12 protein-coding genes and 2 pseudogenes are annotated in these 18,460 nt (G+C 60.7%); 5 read left to right on the forward strand and 9 right to left on the reverse strand.

Annotated elements, in window-relative coordinates; translation table 11 throughout:
* Nucleotides 1–25 precede the first annotated feature (25 nt).
* Together CMN55_RS13030 and CMN55_RS13035 are read left to right on the forward strand one after the other, a co-directional pair.
* Entirely contained in the window at nt 26–1,882 is a 1,857-nt protein-coding gene (locus tag CMN55_RS13030; protein ID WP_293950245.1) for an SLC13 family permease, read from the forward strand.
* A 90-nt stretch (nt 1,883–1,972) separates the two neighbouring features.
* Nucleotides 1,973–2,692, forward strand: a complete 720-nt coding sequence (locus CMN55_RS13035) for an arginyltransferase (protein WP_293950246.1) — start codon at nt 1,973–1,975, stop codon at nt 2,690–2,692.
* Nucleotides 2,693–2,848: 156 nt separating this feature from the next.
* Here CMN55_RS13035 and CMN55_RS13040 read toward each other — a convergent pair.
* From CMN55_RS13040 to CMN55_RS13050, 3 genes and pseudogenes are all read right to left on the reverse strand, one after another.
* Nucleotides 2,849–5,503: pseudogene (locus CMN55_RS13040) on the reverse strand (TRAP transporter large permease).
* A gap of 9 nt (nt 5,504–5,512) precedes the next feature.
* Nucleotides 5,513–6,520 (reverse strand): TRAP transporter small permease subunit, encoded by a 1,008-nt coding sequence (locus CMN55_RS13045; protein ID WP_293950247.1) that lies wholly within the window; start codon nt 6,518–6,520, stop codon nt 5,513–5,515.
* Between the two features lie 63 nt (nt 6,521–6,583).
* Complete coding sequence (locus CMN55_RS13050; protein ID WP_293950248.1) at nt 6,584–7,675, reverse strand: TRAP transporter substrate-binding protein; 1,092 nt, start codon at nt 7,673–7,675, stop codon at nt 6,584–6,586.
* A 558-nt stretch (nt 7,676–8,233) separates the two neighbouring features.
* Between CMN55_RS13050 and CMN55_RS13055 the strand changes: the two genes are divergently transcribed.
* The gene (locus CMN55_RS13055) at nt 8,234–8,749 is read left to right on the forward strand and encodes a TRAP transporter small permease subunit (protein ID WP_293950249.1); all 516 of its coding nucleotides are present in this window, start codon (nt 8,234–8,236) and stop codon (nt 8,747–8,749) included.
* Nucleotides 8,746–10,320: a TRAP transporter large permease gene (locus tag CMN55_RS13060; RefSeq protein WP_293950250.1), complete on the forward strand. Its 1,575-nt coding sequence runs from the start codon at nt 8,746–8,748 to the stop codon at nt 10,318–10,320. Before CMN55_RS13055 ends, CMN55_RS13060 begins: the two co-directional genes overlap by 4 nt.
* Before the next feature lie 59 nt (nt 10,321–10,379).
* On the opposite strand, the gene CMN55_RS13065 is transcribed toward CMN55_RS13060, so the two are convergent.
* From CMN55_RS13065 to recO, 4 genes are all read right to left on the reverse strand, one after another.
* Nucleotides 10,380–10,976 carry a biotin transporter BioY gene (locus CMN55_RS13065; RefSeq protein ID WP_293950251.1) on the reverse strand — a complete coding sequence of 199 codons (597 nt, stop codon included), beginning with the start codon at nt 10,974–10,976 and terminating at the stop codon, nt 10,380–10,382.
* A gap of 105 nt (nt 10,977–11,081) precedes the next feature.
* The gene (locus CMN55_RS13070; protein WP_293950252.1) at nt 11,082–12,692 is read right to left on the reverse strand and encodes an AMP-binding protein; all 1,611 of its coding nucleotides are present in this window, start codon (nt 12,690–12,692) and stop codon (nt 11,082–11,084) included.
* A 35-nt stretch (nt 12,693–12,727) separates the two neighbouring features.
* A complete protein-coding gene (gene parC / locus CMN55_RS13075) occupies nt 12,728–14,956 on the reverse strand; it encodes a DNA topoisomerase IV subunit A (protein ID WP_293950253.1) in 2,229 nt (742 codons plus the stop codon).
* Between the two features lie 295 nt (nt 14,957–15,251).
* Nucleotides 15,252–16,097 carry a DNA repair protein RecO gene (gene recO / locus CMN55_RS13080; protein ID WP_293950254.1) on the reverse strand — a complete coding sequence of 282 codons (846 nt, stop codon included), beginning with the start codon at nt 16,095–16,097 and terminating at the stop codon, nt 15,252–15,254.
* A gap of 36 nt (nt 16,098–16,133) precedes the next feature.
* Here recO and CMN55_RS13085 point away from each other — a divergent pair, with 36 nt between their 5' ends.
* A complete protein-coding gene (locus CMN55_RS13085) occupies nt 16,134–16,451 on the forward strand; it encodes a hypothetical protein (protein ID WP_293950255.1) in 318 nt (105 codons plus the stop codon).
* A 334-nt stretch (nt 16,452–16,785) separates the two neighbouring features.
* On the opposite strand, the pseudogene gatB reads toward CMN55_RS13085, so the two are convergent.
* Nucleotides 16,786–18,243: pseudogene (gatB, locus tag CMN55_RS13090) on the reverse strand (Asp-tRNA(Asn)/Glu-tRNA(Gln) amidotransferase subunit GatB).
* A 2-nt stretch (nt 18,244–18,245) separates the two neighbouring features.
* On the reverse strand, nt 18,246–18,460 hold a 215-nt coding region (locus CMN55_RS13095), incomplete at its 5' end, for an amidase family protein (protein WP_293950256.1).

The following is an 18,460-nucleotide window of genomic DNA, read 5'->3' on the forward strand; positions in this document are numbered from 1 at the left end:
AACAGCAAGGATTTTTTTGTTACCAATGGAAGTTGCCGGCTCCCTTTTTCATATCTGGACCGTGTTCGCCCTGATCATAGCGGCAATCCTGCTGTTTGCGAATGAGCGGATCGAACTCGAAATCTCTTCCACTCTGATCCTTGCGGCCTTGCTGCTGTTTTTCTTTCTCTTCCCGGTCGAGGGGCCGTCTGGCGAGAATCTGCTGCCTGTCTCGAAAATCCTTGCCGGAATTGCCGATCCGGCGCTGATCACCGTTCTCGCCCTGCTGGTGGTCGGACAGGGGATTGTGCGCACCGGCGCACTGGAACAGCCGATCCGCCTGCTGGTGACGCTGCGCCGTCATCATCCGATGCTGGCCATCGTCGTTGTTCTGGCAACGGTCATGGTGATCAGCGCCTTTCTCAACAACACGCCGGTTGTCGTCATTTTCATCCCGCTGATGACCGCGCTGGCCGAACGGCTGCATCGCTCCGCGTCCAGCCTGATGATCCCGCTCAGCTATGTCTCCATTCTCGGCGGGATGACGACGCTGATCGGCTCCTCCACCAACCTGCTGGTTTCCGGCGCCGCCGTGCAGGCGGGCGAAGCGCCGCTTTCCTTCTTCGACTTCACCTTGCCCGGCAGCGTCCTCGCCCTTGCCGGACTGATCTTCGCCATATTGGTGATCCCCCGCATCCTGCCCGACCGCGCCTCCCTGAAAGGCTCGGTGATGGATGTGTCGGGCAAGCAGTTCATTGTCCAGATGGAAGTCGCCGCCGACAGCCCGCTGGTTGGCGAGGCGGCCGTTGCCGGACAGTTCCCGAGCCTGCGCAACATCACCATCCGCTTTATCCAGCGCGGCGAGCATATCCTGCTGCCGCCCTTCGATAACATCACCCTGCGTCCCGCCGATGAGGTGGTGTTCGCCGGAACGCGCAAATCCATCGCCGAGGCGGTCGCCGACAACCCGCAGATTTTGCAGGGATTTCTGGAGACCGAAGGCGCCGATGCGGAGGCGGGGGCGGAATTGACATCGACGCAGGACCAGATGCTGGCCGAGGCGGTCGTCGCCCCCGCCTCGCGCATGATCGGCCGCGCGCTTTACCAGATCAGCTTCCATTACCGCACGCGCTGCGTCGTTGTCGGCATTCAGCGCCGCTCGCGCATGATCCGCACCAGCCGCATGACGGATATCCGCCTCGAAGCGGGTGACGTGCTGCTGCTGCTTGGCAAGCGGCCCGATATCATGCGGCTGCGCAGCAATCCGGACGTCCTGCTGCTGGAATGGTCGGCCCGCGAGTTGCCGGCGACCAGCCTTGCCTGGCGTGCCCGCATCATCTTTGGCGCCGTTGTCCTGCTCGCCGCCACCAATCTGCTGCCCATCCTGATTGCCGCCATCTGCGGCGCGGCCGCCATGGTGCTGAGCGGCTGCCTCAATGTTTTTCAGGCCGGGCGGGCCATTGACCGGAAGATTATCTATCTGATCGGCGCGTCCCTGGGGCTCGGCGCCGCGTTGCAGGCGACAGGCGGCGCCGCCTATCTGGCGCAAGGGACGCTCGCCCTGATGGAAGGCGCGCCAAACGCCGTCATCCTCTCCGCCTTTTTCCTGCTGGTCGCGATTTTCACCAATATCCTCAGTAACAATGCGACTGCGGTCCTGTTCACCCCGATTGGCATCGGCATCGCTCGCGAGCTGGGTATTGACCCGATGATCTTTGTCTATACGGTGATTTTCGCGGCCAACTGTTCCTTCGCCACGCCCATCGGCTATCAGACGAATCTTCTCGTCATGGGGCCCGGACATTATAAATTCACGGATTTTCTGAAGGCGGGCACCCCTCTTGTCCTGCTGTTGTGGTTGCTGTTTTCCTTTTTGGCGCCGATTTATTTCGATTTGGGATAGCTTGGCGAAAATTATTTTCGCCCCCTATTTGCGAAACCCGCGTTTAGCGTTACCTTTAAGGAATGCAAAGCAAACAGGATTAACGGCCAGGTGAAACGAGTGGAAATCCCCTCACGCTTCTTCTTCTCAACGCCGCCTGCGCCCTGCCCCTATCTTGAAAACAGGCTGGAGCGCAAGGTGGTAACGCTGCTCGCCGGTGAAGATCCGGACAGGCTGCATAACACCCTCAGCCTCGCCGGTTTTCGCCGCAGCCAGGACCTGGCCTATCGTCCGGCCTGTGACGGATGCAGCGCCTGCATCCCCATCCGTGTGCGGGCAGGGGAATTTCGCCCCGGCAAGTCCTTCCGCCGGGTGCTTCGCACAAATGCGGATATCAGCGGGCGCATCCTTCCCTCGCGGGCGACAGCGGAACATTATGAGCTGTTTCACCGCTATCTGCTGTCCCGCCATTCCGACGGCGGCATGGTGGATATGGATTTCGGCGATTATCGCGCCATGGTCGAGGAAAGCCCCGTCCGCTCCAATCTGGCGGAATTCCGAAAAGCCGACGGCAGCCTGTTCGCCGTGTGCCTGATTGATGTGATGGAAGATGGCTTCTCTCTCGTCTACAGCTTCTTCGATCCCGATGATGCGGACCGCAGCCCGGGCAGCTTTCTCATCCTGTGGCATATTCTGGAAGCGCAGCGGCGCGGCCTTGCNCACGTNTATCTCGGCTACTGGATTGAGGAGAGCCGNAAGATGGCNTATAAAAAGCGCTATTCTCCGGCTGAAATTCTGACGCGCACCGGCTGGCTGCTGCTTCGCGATTAGCNGCTCCTCTCNTCTTCACTCTNTATNNNNCTGNNGCCTCTCGCGCTGCCTCCGATAANCGNGANCNNNCNATCAGAATTTGGAAAAAAAGGCGGCGGACATTGCTGCCCGCCNCCCTGCCAGTTGACTAACAGACCGGCCAAGTAAANNCCCTGATCAGAAGTAATGCGACACATTGCGATGCGNCGCCTGNCAGGCGGCCACATCGAGCGCCTGTTCCTCATTCATCTGCCGCTGNTCNCGCAGGCCAAGCGTATCNCGGGTAACCTCTTCATAGCGGGCAAGCGTCGGCAGCAGATTGGNCTCCGCCCGGTTGCGCCAGTCCAGGGCGGCAGNGTAATCATNGACGGTCTCCGCCATNTCCGCGACCGCTTTCTCCATATCCGGCGTCTCCTGCCGCAGGCTGCGCCGCACNCNGGANAGGCCNGANGCGATATCCGATCCGCCCGGAATNTCGTTGAAACGGCCGGACAGCGCCTCAATCTCCGCGATCAGNGCGGCGACNTCGCCCGTCGGNAACGCGTCGGCGATCCGCTTCAGCTCTGCCCCCGCCTCCTGATAATCGGNATTTGCCNGCAAAATCGCGACCAGTTCGGCGNCCGGCTTGTACCCATCGCCAGCGGCTCTGCGGAACTGGNTGCGCAGGGCGCTTTCCTCCTTCAGGTATTTNCTGAANTCGGNNTGCACCGCCTTCCAGTCCGCCGGAATTTTANCGNCCANNTCGGCGCGCGCCGCTTCATCGGCCTCAACCCGCGCCTGCAACCGCTCCCGCGCNGCGGCGTCNTCGGCGGAGCGNAGGCGGCTGATCGCCGTCTTGAGCTGGCGGATATCCAGATCAANGGCNGNGATCTCCGCTTCAAGNCGGCGCACCTGCNTCTGCACCGGNCGATANGCGCCGATTTTCTCATTGATCACCGCCTCCGCCGCCCAGGCCCGGCTCATCAGATCCGGCGCGGCCACCGCCGCCTCAAANCCGTCCTCNAGCCCNGATTTGAGGCGCGGCGGCANATAATCGAGNTTAAGCTGCCGCGCCTCGGCAANGACGCTGTTCAGCAACGCCCCCTCNCTCACGAAGCGGNNATGGATATACTGGTCAACGCAGTAATCAAGCCGCGGATTGCGCGGCGGCGGCGCNGTCTCGGACAGCAGGGACGAGCGNTTCGGCAGGTAATTCACGAGCTGCGGATAGAAACCGACAATCATCAGCGCCANAATCTGCAAGGAAATAAAGGGNATGACACCCTTATAGATATCCAGCGTCTTGACAATCGCCGGNGCNACNCCGCGCAGATAGAAAAGCGCGAAACCNAANGGCGGNGTTAGGAAAGACGTCTGGATATTCANCCCGATCATGACGCCNAGCCAGACCGCCGTCACATTGGCGGANGGATCNGCCAGCAGGATCGGCGCNACAATCGGNACGACGACCACGGCAATTTCAATGAAATCGAGGAAAAAGCCGAGGATGAAGATGACCGCCATNACNATGACGAATTTNATCCAGAAGCCGCCNGGCAGNCCGCCCAGAAAATCACGCACCAGATCCTCGCCGCCNAAGGCGCGAAAGGCCGCCGTCAGCATCGCCGCGCCCAGCAGGATGATNAANACNAGCGAGGTGGTCTTGGCCGTCTCGATCATCACCTCCTGCAGCGTNTTGCCNATCCGGTAGGCGCGCCAGCAGGCCCAGCCGATGGCGATCATCAGCCCCGCGCTGGCAATCACGCCNAGCGTAATGCCGATGANNTCATCCCCGCTGCCCGCCGCCTTCACATTGATNTCGAAAAAATACATCACNANNANGATAANCACGAGGCTGACNAGCGCGAGAAGCACCGGAATATANGCCGNTTTATGACCCGNTTTCAGCCGGTANCTGGCCATCAGAAGCGCNCCGACGGCGCCGATGGCCCCNGCCTGGTTGACCGTCGCCACCCCGCCGAGGATGGACCCCAGCACGATAAAGATCAGGGCCAGCGGCGGCACCAGCGCGAGCGCNAGGCGGCCAAAGAANGCGCGGTCGAACGTGCCGCCATGCACCGCCGGNGCCACTTTCGGCCGGATCAGCGCATAGACGAGNATANAAAGCATATANAGNCCGACCAGCACCAGNCCCGGNACCAGCGCGCCCAGAAACATNTCGCCCGCGCTGGTTGACACCACATCGAAGGACGACGGCATNGNAATNTCNCCNGTNGCCGNTTTNTACAGGGCCTTGCGCGCCGTGCTGGCCTGATCNACCGCGCTGGAAAGCTGATCGGCGAGGATGATCAGCACGATGGACGGCGGAATNATCTGGCCGAGGGTGCCGGAGGCCGCAATCGTCCCCGTCGCGAGCTGTTTCGAATAGTTGTTGCGCAGCATCGCCGGCAGGGAAATCAGTCCCATGGCGACCACGGTCGCCCCGACAATCCCCGTCGTCGCCGCCAGCAGCGCGCCGACAAACACGACGGAAATGCCAAGGCCGCCCGGCACCGGGCCGAACAGCTGCGCCATGGTGACCAGCAGATCCTCGGCGATTTTCGAGCGTTGCAGCATGATGCCCATGAAGATGAACAGCGGGATGGCGATCAGCGTATCGCGTTCCACCTCCCAATAGACGCCGCGGAGGTTCGTCACCCCGGCGCTCAGCCACTGCCAGGGGCTGCCATGGGCAAAATAGGCATCGGGGTTTCCGTCGATGAAATAGCCGGCCGCCGCCGCAATCACAACCGATACAATGGCCGAGCCCGGCAACGCGAAGGCGACCGGAAAACCCGACCCCAGAGCCAGAGCCATCAACAAGATAAGAAGCGCGAGAAATAAAAGTTCCATAATAACCGGTTACCCTGCCGAAGGTGAAGCTTCGTGTTCTTTGTGACCTGGCTGATCCAGATAATCGGCCACCGCTTCCATCAGATAGCTGACGAACTGGATCAACATGGTGATGGCGAAAACCACCAGGAATGCCGCCATCAGATATTTGACCTGCATGCCGAAGCCGGACTGCGATATTTCAAAATTGGCAACCGGGCTGTAGACGATGGAGGTCGGCGTGCCCAGCCCGACGAAGATGATCGTCCAGCAAAAGGTGATGCCCATAAACAGGGACCCCACGGCATTGACAAAGCCCTTGGTTTTATTGGTGAAACCGGCATAAAACACATCGACGCGCACATGCCCCTCCTCCACCAGCGTATAGGCGCTGGCGAACAGGAACAGCGCCGCATACCAGAAGCGCACCAGATCGCCCATAAACGCCTGTTCATAGGAAAAGATGAAGCGTGTGATGACGATCAGCAACTCGGCCAGCACCACCAGCAGGGCCAGCCAGTGCACCCCGAGGGTTTTCGATTTTATGGCGATGATCAGCGCCACGAACATCAGCGGAATATGCACATAGGGCCCGCGGAAATGCACGCGGCCCAGCTCATCGCTGAGCCCGGCGCCCACAAGATAGGGGAGAATCCCCTCGATCCGGAGAAAGGAAATCGACGTGTCGATGATACCAATCAGAAACACCGCCCAGAAGGCGGCGCGGACGAGATAGGCATTGAAGGCGGAAATACGCGCCGCGTCATCCCGTAGATGCGCCGCCGCCGTCTTTGCCACATATAACAGGACCAGAAGGCCCCCGGCCAGATACAGGCCGAGCTGTCCCCAGGCGCGCATGTCCGCCGCACCCTCCGACATCCCGGCGAAGACCGGCGCAACCCCCGGCCAGCCCATGACAAAGGTCAGATAGTTATTCAAAAAATAGATCGGAACGGCGGCCAGCATAAACCAGCCGACGGCGCGGACCGACAATTGCAGTCCGCGCCCAGCCGCATAGACCTCACTCCCATTGGCCATGTGAGCCTCCCACTGAGGTAAGAAGCGGGATTTTCTCCCGCCCCCCTATGCAATGCGTGCTGGTTAGATTCCCAGAACCCGGTTTCGCTGGTTCGAGAAGGCGACTTCCGCAATCTTCTCATACCCGCCGATTTCCCTGAGGCTTTTCTGGAAGGCGTCATCCACCTTCGCCGCCAGTGCGCTATGGGCCCGGGTTTCCTCGAAAACGGCGACCGCTGCTTCGGCGAAGGCGTCATAGACATCATCGCTGAATTCTTTCAGCACCACCCCGTTTTCATTGACCATCTTTTGCAGATACATGCCGTTCAGCGCCATGGCTTCTTCGAACTGCGCCGCCAGCTCCTCATAGCAGCAGGCCGTAATCAGCTGCTGTTCAAAGGCGGACAGGCTTTCCCACCAGGATTTGTTCATGCCAAACGACAGCCCGCCACCCGGCTCATGCATGCCCGGATAGTAGTAGTATTTCGCCGCTTCATAGAATTTGAGGAAATAGTCGTTATACGGCCCCACCCATTCGGTGGCATCCAATGCGCCGGAGACCAGATTTTCATAAATCTGCCCGCCCGGAAGCGAGACAACCGACGCGCCAAGCTTGGCCAGAACGTCCCCGCCGAGGCCCGGCATACGGAATTTCAGCCCCTTGAAATCAGCAGCGGAATTCACTTCCTTGTTGAACCAGCCGCCCATCTGCGTGCCCGTTGCGCCGCACGGCAGCGCCTTCAGGCCAAATCCGCCGGAGACTTCATCCCACAGCTCCTGACCGCCCGCATATTTGATCCAGGCGTTCCATTCGGGCGTCGTCATGCCCATGGGAACGGAGGTGAAATAGGCCAGCGCCGGATGTTTGCCCTTCCAGTAATAATCCGCGCCAATATAGGCTTCGGCGTTGCCGGAGGCCACTTCGTCAAATGAGTCAAACGCGCCAACCCGCTCACCGGCGGCGAAATAATTCACCACGATACGGCCTTCACTGAGATCGGTAATGCGCTTGCAGAGTCGCTGGGCGCTAATCCCGAGGCCGGGGAAATCCCGCACCCAGGTCGAGACCACCGTGATTTCCTTACGCTCCTGCGCGATGGCCGGGGCCGCGAAGGGTGCGGCTGCAACCCCTGCTCCGGCGAGCGCAGCGCCCGTCAAAAACTTGCGTCGTTCCATAAAATGTTCCTCCCACTGAACAACCGGACGGATTTTCCGCCCTTCCATTAGCAACCTTAACAGGATTCCCGCGTTCTTATCCGAACAGCTTCGATCCAGGTTTCTTGTTGTTCTTATGTGTCTGGCCCGGCAACGATATCTGAGGAACGGTTGCGGGATCTCCCTGTCCCGGGCATTGTGCAGCATGGGAAAATCATGACAAGACGAAAAATGAATATTAATATTTCCGCATGTTAACAATCATGGATAGATTTAAGTCTGATATATATCCTCTAACCCATTGAAACATAATATTTTACTGATGCAATTATTGATCGAAAACATATCATTTTCATACATCCTTCATGAAGAAAAAAGATTGCGCGGCAGCCGGGGGAAGGGGCGGATCGGGCGGCCTGATCGCTCCAAATGCCGGATGCGGACTTCCGATTCAAGGCGGAGGAGCGGCTTTTTCGCCCTGCCTATACATTGCGAAAAGGGGCAATCTCGCCTATAAATCGACGGGTTACGTCTGCGGCTGGCGTGTGGCCGCGGCGCTGTCCTGTTGAAAGAAAGTCCGTGCCCTCACTCCTCTTCCTTGCCCATCACCTCGACCGTCTGAGCGCGCGCACCGGCCGATATGTCTACTGGCTGGCGCTGTTCATGGTTCTCGCCCAGTTCGCGCTGGTCATTGCCCGCTATGTCTATGGCATCGGGTTGATCGCGGTGCAGGAAAGCGTGATCTACAGCTTTGCGGCGCTGTTCATGCTCGGCGCGGCGGACACGCTCCGGCGGGATGGCCATGTGCGCATCGACATTCTCTATGACCGGCTGACGGAACGCGGCCGGGCGGCTGTCGATCTGCTCGGCACTCTGTTTCTTCTTATCCCGGTCTGCCTCGTGATCCTGCTGTTGAGCTGGGCCTATGTCGCCGGGTCCTGGACCATCTGGGAAGGCTCGCGGGAGAGTACGGGCCTGCCGTTCCTGTTTCTGCTGAAATCGCTGCTGCTCGTCTTTCCGGTCCTGATGATCCTGCAAGGCATTGCCAATGCGCTGCGGGCGCTTGACCGCCTGATCACGGGGGGGCGGCCATGACCCTCCCCGACATGCTGGCGATTGCCCTGTTCCTCGTCACCATCCTGAGCCTGCTCGCCGGATATTCGGTGGCCTTCACCCTGGCGGGCGCCGGGCTGTTCATGGCGGGGGTGGGCTGGTTTTTCGGCGTCTTCGATCCCTCCCTGCTCGGCGCCGTGCCGTCGCGCATTTTCGGCACCGCCATGTGGAATGAGACCATGGTCGCCGTGCCGCTGTTCATTTTCATGGGGCTGATGCTGGAAAAATCCCGCGTGGCGGAGGAATTGCTGGAGGCCATGGGCAGCCTGTTCGGGCGTCTGCATGGCGGGCTCGGCATTTCCGTCTTTCTTGTTGGCGCACTGCTCGCCGCCTCGACCGGGGTGGTCGGCGCGGCGGTGGTCACCATGGGGCTCATGGCGCTGCCGGTGATGCTGAAATCCGGCTATGATCCGCGGCTGGCGAGCGGGGCGATCTGCGCCTCCGGCACCCTCGGCCAGATCATTCCGCCGTCCATCGTGCTGATCATCCTTGCCGAGCAGATTTCCAACGCCCATATCAGCGCGCAGTCGCAGAAGGGCAACTGGGCGCCCGATCCCGTCTCCGTCGGGGATTTTTTCGCAGGCGCGCTGCTGCCGGGGCTGCTGCTGGTCGGGCTCTATATCCTGTATCAGATTTACATTGCCTGGCGGCATCCCGAACGCGCGCCGCCCATCCGCCGCGAGAGCATGGGACAGGGAGACCAGACGATGCCGCCCGGCCTGCTGCGGGCGCTGCTGCCGCCGGTCGCGCTGATCATCGCCGTGCTCGGCTCCATCCTGACGGGCATCGCAACACCGGGGGAGGCCGCCGCTGTCGGGGCTGCGGGCGCGTTGATGCTCGCCGCCCTGCGCGAAAAGGGCCGGTTTGGCGCGCTGCTGCCCATCGCCGTGGCGGCGCTCCTCCTGCTCCTCCTGCTCGCCCGTTTTACTGATCTTAGAAGCGTGGCGAGCGGCGAGACAGGCCCTGCCGCGCTGCTCTCCTTCGTCCTGCTGGCCGTAACGATCACCGGGCTCGCGCTCGCGCTTTACCGCCTCGGCCGGAGCGGCATTTTGCGGGCCGTCTGCGTCTCGACGATGGAGATGACGGCGATGGTGTTCGTCATCCTGATCGGCGCGACCATCTTCAGCCTCGCCTTTCGTGGCCTCGGCGGTGATGAGCTGGTCTATCGCTTTCTCAGCGACCTGCCGGGCGGGCATATCGGCGCCCTGCTGGTGGTGATGGCGGTGATTTTCCTGCTCGGCTTCTTCCTCGATTTCGTGGAGATTTGCTTTGTCGTCGTGCCCGTCGTCGCGCCGGTGCTGCTGCTGATGGATATCCATCCGGTCTGGCTCGGCATCATGATCGCGATGAATTTGCAGACGTCGTTCTTAACGCCGCCCTTCGGCTTCGCGCTGTTCTATCTGAAGGGCGTCGCCCCCGCCGGAATCACGTCGGCCATCCTCTATCGCGGGATCATGCCCTTTGTCGCCCTGCAACTGCTGATGCTGCTGATCCTCGCCCTCTTCCCGGCGCTCGCCACCTGGCTGCCGGGCGTGCTGAACGCGGGCGGATAGCCATAAAAAAAGGGCGGAGGAATATCTCCCCCGCCCCGGTATTTCAGTTGCGCGCGAGGTCAGCCGCGGAACTTTTCAACCAGTTTCCAGGCCATCGGCAGAACCGCAACGGCGAGCGCGATCTTGACGATGCCACCGGCGATGAAGGGATAGAAACCGGAAACGAGAGCGGCCTCAAACCCGATCAGGGTGGAGAGCCAGGAGATCCCGCCTGCGAACATCACGGCGGTGCCGAGCGTCATGGCCACGGTGCTTTTCAGGATCGTCTTGCCCCAGCCCTTTTCAACCATGAAACCAACCAGGACGGCCGCGGCAACGAAGCCATAGATGTAACCGGCCGTCGGACCGACGAGGGCGGCAGTCGCAACCCCGCCGGAGAAAACCGGCAGGCCCATGGCGCCCTGCGCCAGATAGAGCGCGACAGTCGCACCGCCGAGACGCCAGCCATAGGCCGCGCCGATCACCGTGACGGCGAAGGTCTGCATGGTCATCGGCACCGGCCACATGGGAACGGCAAGCTGCGCGGAGACCGCCAGAAGGAAGGTGCCGACAAGGGCGAGAACGGTTGCGCGGAACGCTTTTTCCAGCCGGGACGTTTCCGCGTCCACGGACCACAAAGCGCCAACCAGTGTGGAAGAAGTCCTGTTAGAGGCCATTATTGGTTCCTTTCATATACTGCCCGGAGGGGCTTATAAACACTGTCGGCGACCCTACCAAACAACTGTTTGGTATTCAAGATGGAAAGTCGGCAACCGCTTGTGTTATTTTGATTTTTTCTTGAGGCTCCGGAAGTCATGCGCGCCCGGCTGTTCCCGCGGATCGACATCGGCCCCGAAAATCCGTGTCTTCTGGATTTTCTGCGTGCCGGTCGTCGGCAGATCGTCCAGAAAAATGATCCAGCCCGGCGTCTTGAAATAGGCGAGCCGTTCTTGCGCATGGGCGAACAGCTTTTCCGCCGTCGCCTTTGACGCCGCCGCCCCGTCCATCAGGACGATGCAGGCCATCACCTCTTCTTCGCGCAGCTCATCCGGGACGGCGATGACCGCGATTTTCGCCACATCATCATGGGCCTGCAACACGGCCTCCACCTCGGCCGCGGCGATATTCTCACCGGACCGGCGGATGATGTTTTTCTTGCGATCCACGAAATAAAGCATGCCGCTCTCGTCCTGTCGCACCGTGTCGCCGGTATGGAACCAGCCGCCTTTCCAGGCCTCCGCCGTTGCCGCCTCATTCTTGAAGTAACCCGCGAAGAAACCGCGGCGCGGATCATCGCCGATGCAGCGGATCAGCATTTCCCCCTCCGCATTGGCGGGGACATCCCGGTCCTGCTCATCGACGACACGCACTTCAAGATCGCTGGCCGGGCGGCCGAAGGCGCGGGTATGGATCTGGCGCGGCTCGAAGTTATTGCAGATCAGGCGGCCGGTTTCCGACATGCCCCAGACCTCGACCAGCGGAAAGCCGTAGCGTTCCTCGAACACGCCATGCAGCTCCGGCTCCACCCCGGCGCCCAGGCCGAAGCGCACCGAATGCGCCTTTTCAAACTCATTTTTCGGCTGGTTCAGCAGCATCGGCGGGACAACGCCAAGATAATGTATGATGGTCGCGTGGGTTTCCACCACTTCCTGCCACCAGGTCGTCGGGTGAAAGCGATCGGGGATAATCTGGCAGCCGCCCGACAGCATCATGCAGATGAAGGACNCCGTCGCCGCATTCATGTGAAACAGCGGCAGCGGATTATAGAGGCGGTCCCGCCCCTCGTGAATGGCGAGCGCGCCGCCATAGTCGATATAGGCCTGCCCGGCCGTCAGATAATAGTCATTGGTGAGGATGCAGGCCTTGGGCCGTCCGGTCGTGCCGGAGGTATAAAGCAGGCTGACCTCGCTCATCAGATCCGGTGCGCCGGGCATCGGCGCCGGTCCCGGATCCGGCAGGCGGTCCCCGAACTCCTCATAAATCCGCACCGGCAGGGGCTTTTGGCATTCTGCCGCCACCGCCTTCATATCGCCCGCGCGTTCGCGGATCGTCACCACCAGATCGGCCTCCGAATGGTCCATCTGATAGAGCATTTCATCATGCAGATAGTCGGGATTGATCGGCACCACGGAAACGCCGAGGGCATTCGCCGCCAGCATGTGAAAGAAATATTCCGGCCGGTTTTCAAGAAGGAAGCCGATGCGGTGGCCATGCCCGAAGCCGGAGGCTTCATAAATTGCTTTTATGCGCTCAATCTCAGTGGCGGCCTCCGCATAAGTGAATTCGATGCCATCGGGATGATAGCTCCGCTTCGCATAGGCCGGGGCGCAAAGAAAGGCGTTGTCTGGAAATTTATCCGCTGTCTGGCAGAATGCTTTGTATACTGTGGTCATAAACCCCCCTTACAGATGTCATAATCCTCCTCCCTTCAACTGAATTTATTATTTTTATTAAAGCCGCGCGGCGGCAGCCGACCGGCATTGCCCCGTTTGGTGTACCAGCCGGTAAGGTCGGTTTCCGTGCGGGTGCGTTCGCCCGATTTCCAACTCAGCCCGTCCTCGCGGTTAAATGTTTTGATATCGGCCAGGCCGCCATCCTTGTAGCGTTGCAGGGTGACGCCGCGCCCGCGCGCCATTTCGCCGATTTCCTCCAGCGCGAAGCAGTTGAGACGGCGGTTATCGCCGATCACCGCCACGCTGTCACCCTCCGCCTCGATACAGAAGGCGGCCTCATGATCACCGGAGACATTGAGCACCTGCTTGCCGTTGCGGGTCTGGGCGATGACGCTGTTCTCATCGGTGATAAAGCCGCGCCCGTCGCTGGACGCGATCAGCAGCTTGCGGTCCGGTCGGTGCACGAACAGCGCGACGATATCCTGATCATTACCGAGATCGATCATCAGGCGGACCGGCTCCCCCTGCCCGCGCCCGCGCGGCAGCTTGTCGCAGCCGATGGTGTAGAACCGCCCGTTGGTCGCAAACAGCACCAGCTTGTCCGTCGTCTCCGCCGCAATCCAGAAGCGGCCGCGGTCGCCGTCCTTGTATTTTTCCGATCCGTTCTCCTCCACATGGCCCTTGAGGNCCCGAATCCAGCCCTTTTCGGAACAGATCACGGTGATCGGCTCCTTCTCGATCATCGCTTCCAGCGGGATATCGGGAAGCTCCTGCGCCTCGCCGATGCGGGTCCGGCGATTGGCAATCTCCGGCAGGGCAGTGAGGGTCTTTTTCATCTCGCGGATTTCGCCCGCAATGGCCTCGCGGCGCAGGTCCTCGCTCCCCAGCAGGGCTTCCAGCTCCGCCTTCTCCGCGCTCAGGCGGTCATGCTCGTTCCGGAGTTCCATTTCCTCCAGCCGGCGCAGGGAGCGCAGGCGCATATTGAGGATCGCCTCGGCCTGATTCTCGGTCAGATGGAAGGTGTCCATCAGCTGCTGGCGCGGGTGATCCTCCTCGCGGATGATGCGGATCACCTCGTCCAGATTGAGATAGACGATGAGATAGCCGTCCAGCACTTCGAGCCGCGCCTCGATCTTGCCGAGACGATGTTGCGAGCGACGGACCAGCACCTCGAAACGATGATCGAGGAAGGCGAGCAGCACATCGCGCAGGCTCATCACCCGCGGCGTCTGGCTGGCGTCCAGCACATTCATATTGAGCGAGAAACGGCTTTCCAGATCGCTGAGGCGGAACAGCCCCTGCATCAGCATTTCCGCTTCGACATTCTTGCTGCGCGGTTCCAGGACGAGGCGGATATCCTCCGCCGATTCGTCGCGCACATCGGCGAGGAAGGGCAGCTTGCGCGTCTGGATCAGCTCGGCGATGCGCTCGATCAGCTTGCTTTTCTGCACCTGATAGGGAATTTCCGTGACGACAATCTGATAGGTGCCGCGGCCCAGATCCTCCACTTCCCAACGGGCGCGAAGGCGGAAACTGCCGCGCCCGGTGAGATACGCCTCACGGATATTCTCCGGCTTCTCCACCAACTCGCCGCCGGTCGGAAAATCCGGCCCCGGAATAAACTCGACCAGCTTGTCGATGCCCGCATTCGGGAATTTCAGCAGATGCAGCAGCGCGTTCGCAAGCTCGATCGCGTTATGCGGCGGGATGGAGGTCGCCATGCCCACGGCAATCCCGGCGGAGCCATTGGCCAGCAGGTTCGGAAACGCCGATGGCAGCACGACCGGTTCCTTATCCTCCCCGTCATAGGTCGGGCGGAAATCGACCGTATCCTGATCAATATCGCGGAGCAGCATCTCGGCGATCACCGTGAGGCGCGCCTCCGTATATCGCATGGCGGCGGCGTTATCGCCGTCGATATTGCCGAAATTGCCCTGCCCCTCCACCAGCGTGTAGCGCTGCGCAAATTCCTGCGCGAGGCGGACGAGCGCGTCATAGACCGACTGGTCGCCATGGGGATGATATTTACCGATTACGTCACCGACCACACGGGCGCATTTCTTGAAGCCGGAGTTGGGATCCAGTTTCAGCAGCCGCATGGCGTAAAGAAGGCGCCGGTGCACCGGCTTCAGACCGTCGCGCACATCGGGAAGCGACCGGGCCATGATGGTGGACATCGCATAGGCGAGATAACGCTCGCTGATGGCGTCCTTCAGCGAGGTGGGAACGATCTCGCCGGGGGTTACGGGGGAATGCTCACTCATGCCCCCTATATACCATCACATTCGCCTTTGGGGAGGGGAAAAATCATCCGCCCCATCACATCATGCGTTGCCACTCTCGCCGCCCGTTGATACCGCCGTCCATGTCATCTGCCGATCACCCCGGTTCCGTCGCGCATCGGCCCGTTGTTCGGCGTTTTAATCCTTGCGCAGCTTGCCACTGCGCCTCGTCAATTCTTCAGCCTGTGTCGTGTTCTCTCCTTCTCTGTCCTGTGCCCGCGTCTTCATGCCGCCGTCCTCCGTCTCCGGCGCGCCGTTAAACGTCTCTCATATCGTCTCAATCCGTCCCGGAGGTCGCCTCCGTCGCGGCGTATTTCCGTGACAGCACCGCCATCATGCGCCCGCGCGCCGCCAGATGCGCCTTCGGGTGATGCTCCGCCATGAATTTGCCCAGGAAATATCCGGTGAGCGCCAGCCCGCCCAGAATCTCCGCCCCCGTCACCTCTGCCGCCTCCGTGTCCGCTCGCGTTGCCATCAGGAAGGACGGCAACGGCAACAGCCGATCATGATAAGGCGCCCCCGCCGTGCGGCTCACCGCCCGTCCCGATTTCGGCGAGACATAGGCGAGATCCGTCGTCGCCCCGCTCGCCGCGCATTGGCTGAGATCAAGGCCATAACCGATTTCCTGCAGCAACCCAAGCTCCCAGCGGGCGACCAGCAGCGGCCAGACATCCGGATCCTCCGCCAGCGCATCCAGCAGCAGCCGCGTCGCCTCATAAAGCGGGCGATGGACTTCCTGTTCCGGCAGCGCGATATCCAGCAGGGCAAGCGCCGAACTGGCCGCGCTGAGCGCTTCCGGCGCGTCAAACAACAGGCCCGCGCGGGATATTTCGGCTTCCGCCGCGAAGGCGCCAAGCTGCTCCGCCGTGCGCGCCCGCCAGGTCAGCCGGAGCTCGTTCCCCGGTTGCAGAATGCCGCGCATCCGCCGTCCGACACCGCCGCGAATGAGCCCGGCCGCGCGCCCGTGATCACGGGTAAAGGCATGAATAATCACGCTGTTTTCCCCATGTTTCCGGAGGCTGAGAAGGATGCCGCTGTCAATCCATTGCATGGCGGGAGAGTAGCAGATCGCCCGACCATTCCGAACAAAAATCGCCGCCCCGCCGCTCACAGCCGCCGCCATAGGGGCGTCAGTCAGTCAAAACATAAGGACAGACGGATGCCCCTCGAAACCCACATCGCGCTGATCAGCACAATCGAAAAAAAAGACCTGCGCTATCAGGCGCTGGAAACCGATGGCCTTGAATGGATCACGCCGCCGCCCGCCATCCTGCCGCCGTTCAAATATCACCGCTGCCGCTGCACCGGGCCCGCATCGGGTTATCAGATTGCCTTGAAATATGATGGGTTGATCTGCCGCATCGACGTGACGGCATGGGGCCTTGCCTATCGCAAATCCACCCCGACCTATCATGATATGGAGGTCATCCAGATCACCGACCACGCCCCCTACCGGTTGGAGATCGTTTTGCTCTGACCACTGCCAATCATTATACAACAAAAAGATGATATATGCAAGTATTGATTCGGATCAATGCTGCCTATGCGAGAAACCGGCATCAGAGGCGCGAGATAACCCCGCCCCGCCACTCTGCAGGAGATCAAGATGCCGGAACGCCAGACCAAATCCCGCCAGCCGCTACGCAGCAAACTCCGCGAGGCCGCCTATATCTTCACCTTCCCCGCCCTGATGCTGATCTGGGCCGTCCAGTCCTATGTGTAAGACGCGGATGGCCCTTCGATCCGGTGCATAAAAAACGCGATGCGACATTCCCTGCCGCACCGCGTTCTTAATCGCAAAATATTAAACCTCAGCCATCCAGCTTGGGTTTGAGGATTTCGGTGACGACGGCGGGGTTGGCCTTGCCTTGCGTCGCTTTCATCACCTGACCCATGAAGAAGCCGAACAGCTTGTCCTTGCCGCTGCGGTATTCGGCAACCTTGTCCGGGTTGGCGGCGATCACGGCGTCAATGGCCGCTTCAATCGCGCCGGTATCGGAGACCTGCGTGAGGCCTTTTTTATCGACAATATCGGCAGCCTTCTCACCGGTGTCGAACATCTCCTCAAAGACTTCTTTTGCAATCCGGTTATTGATCTTGCCATCCTTGATCAGGTCGATCAACTCACCGAGGGCATTCGCATCGACAGGANTGTCGGCNAGCGACTTGCCCGTGCGNTTGAGCTGGCCGAACAGCTCCCCGATCACCCAGTTGGCGGCGAGCTTGGCGTCGCGCCCNGCCGCCACCGCCTCGAAATAATCGGCGACTTCCTTTTCCCCNACCAGAATGCCCGCATCATAGGCNGAAAGTCCCAGATCATTGATAAACCGGGCTTTTTTATCATCCGGCAGTTCCGGCAGATCNGCCCGGATNCGCTCAATGAACGCATCGTCAAATTCCAGCGGCAACAGGTCCGGATCNGGGAAATAGCGATAGTCATGCGCCTCTTCCTTCGAGCGCATGGAGCGNGTCTCCCCCTTGTCCGGATCATAGAGCCGNGTTTCCTGATCGACCGTGCCGCCNGNNTCCAGAATATCNACCTGGCGGTTGGCCTCATANATGATCGCCTGCTGCATGAAGCGGATGGAGTTGATATTCTTCATCTCGCAGCGCGTGCCNTANNCNTCGCCNGGNCGGCGGACGGAGACNTTNACATCGGCGCGCATGGAGCCTTCCTCCATATTGCCNTCNCANGTNCCNAGATAGCGGACGATGCTGCGCAGCTTCTTGACATAGGCGGCCGCCTCCTCCGGNGAGCGCATGTCGGGNTCNGAGACAATTTCCATCAGCGGCACGCCGGAGCGNTTGAGATCNACNAACGTCTGGCTCGGNTGCTGGTCATGCAGGCTTTTGCCCGCATCCTGCTCCAGATGCAGGCGGGTGATNCCNATCTCACGCGACTCTCNCCGTCNTTGAGGTCNATGGTGATCNNNCCCTNGCCGACNANGGGCTGCTGGAACTGGCTGATCTGATAGCCCTGCGGCAGNTCGGCNTAGAAATAATTCTTGCGGTCAAAGACCGAGAATTTGTTGATCTNNGCNTTNAGGCCAAGNCCGGTGCGCACGGCCTGNTCCACCGCCATGTNCGTTGATCACGGGCAGCATGCCCGGCATCGCCGCATCGACGAAGGANACCTGGCTGTTGGGCGCGGCGCCNTANGNNGCGGCNGANCCNGAAAACAGCTTCGATTTTGTNGTNACCTGCGCATGNACCTCAAGGCCGATNANGACCTCCCANTCNCCGGTGGCGCCCTCNATAATCATACCCATTNTTATCCCCTCCACCAGTCGGACGGTGTGGCGGTAAAGGCGGCNGCNTCTTCCAGNACGCCGCTGACACGAAACACGGTTTCCTCATCAAACGGNCGGCCGAGNATTTGCANGCCNAGCGGCAGCCCCTCAGCGGACAGCCCCGCCGGCAGCGACAGGCCGGGCAGGCCCGCAAGGCTGGCCGGCACGGTGAACACGTCATTGAGATACATTTCCA

It is taken from the genome of Sneathiella sp., assembly GCF_002694385.1.
Classification (GTDB): domain Bacteria; phylum Pseudomonadota; class Alphaproteobacteria; order Sneathiellales; family Sneathiellaceae; genus Sneathiella.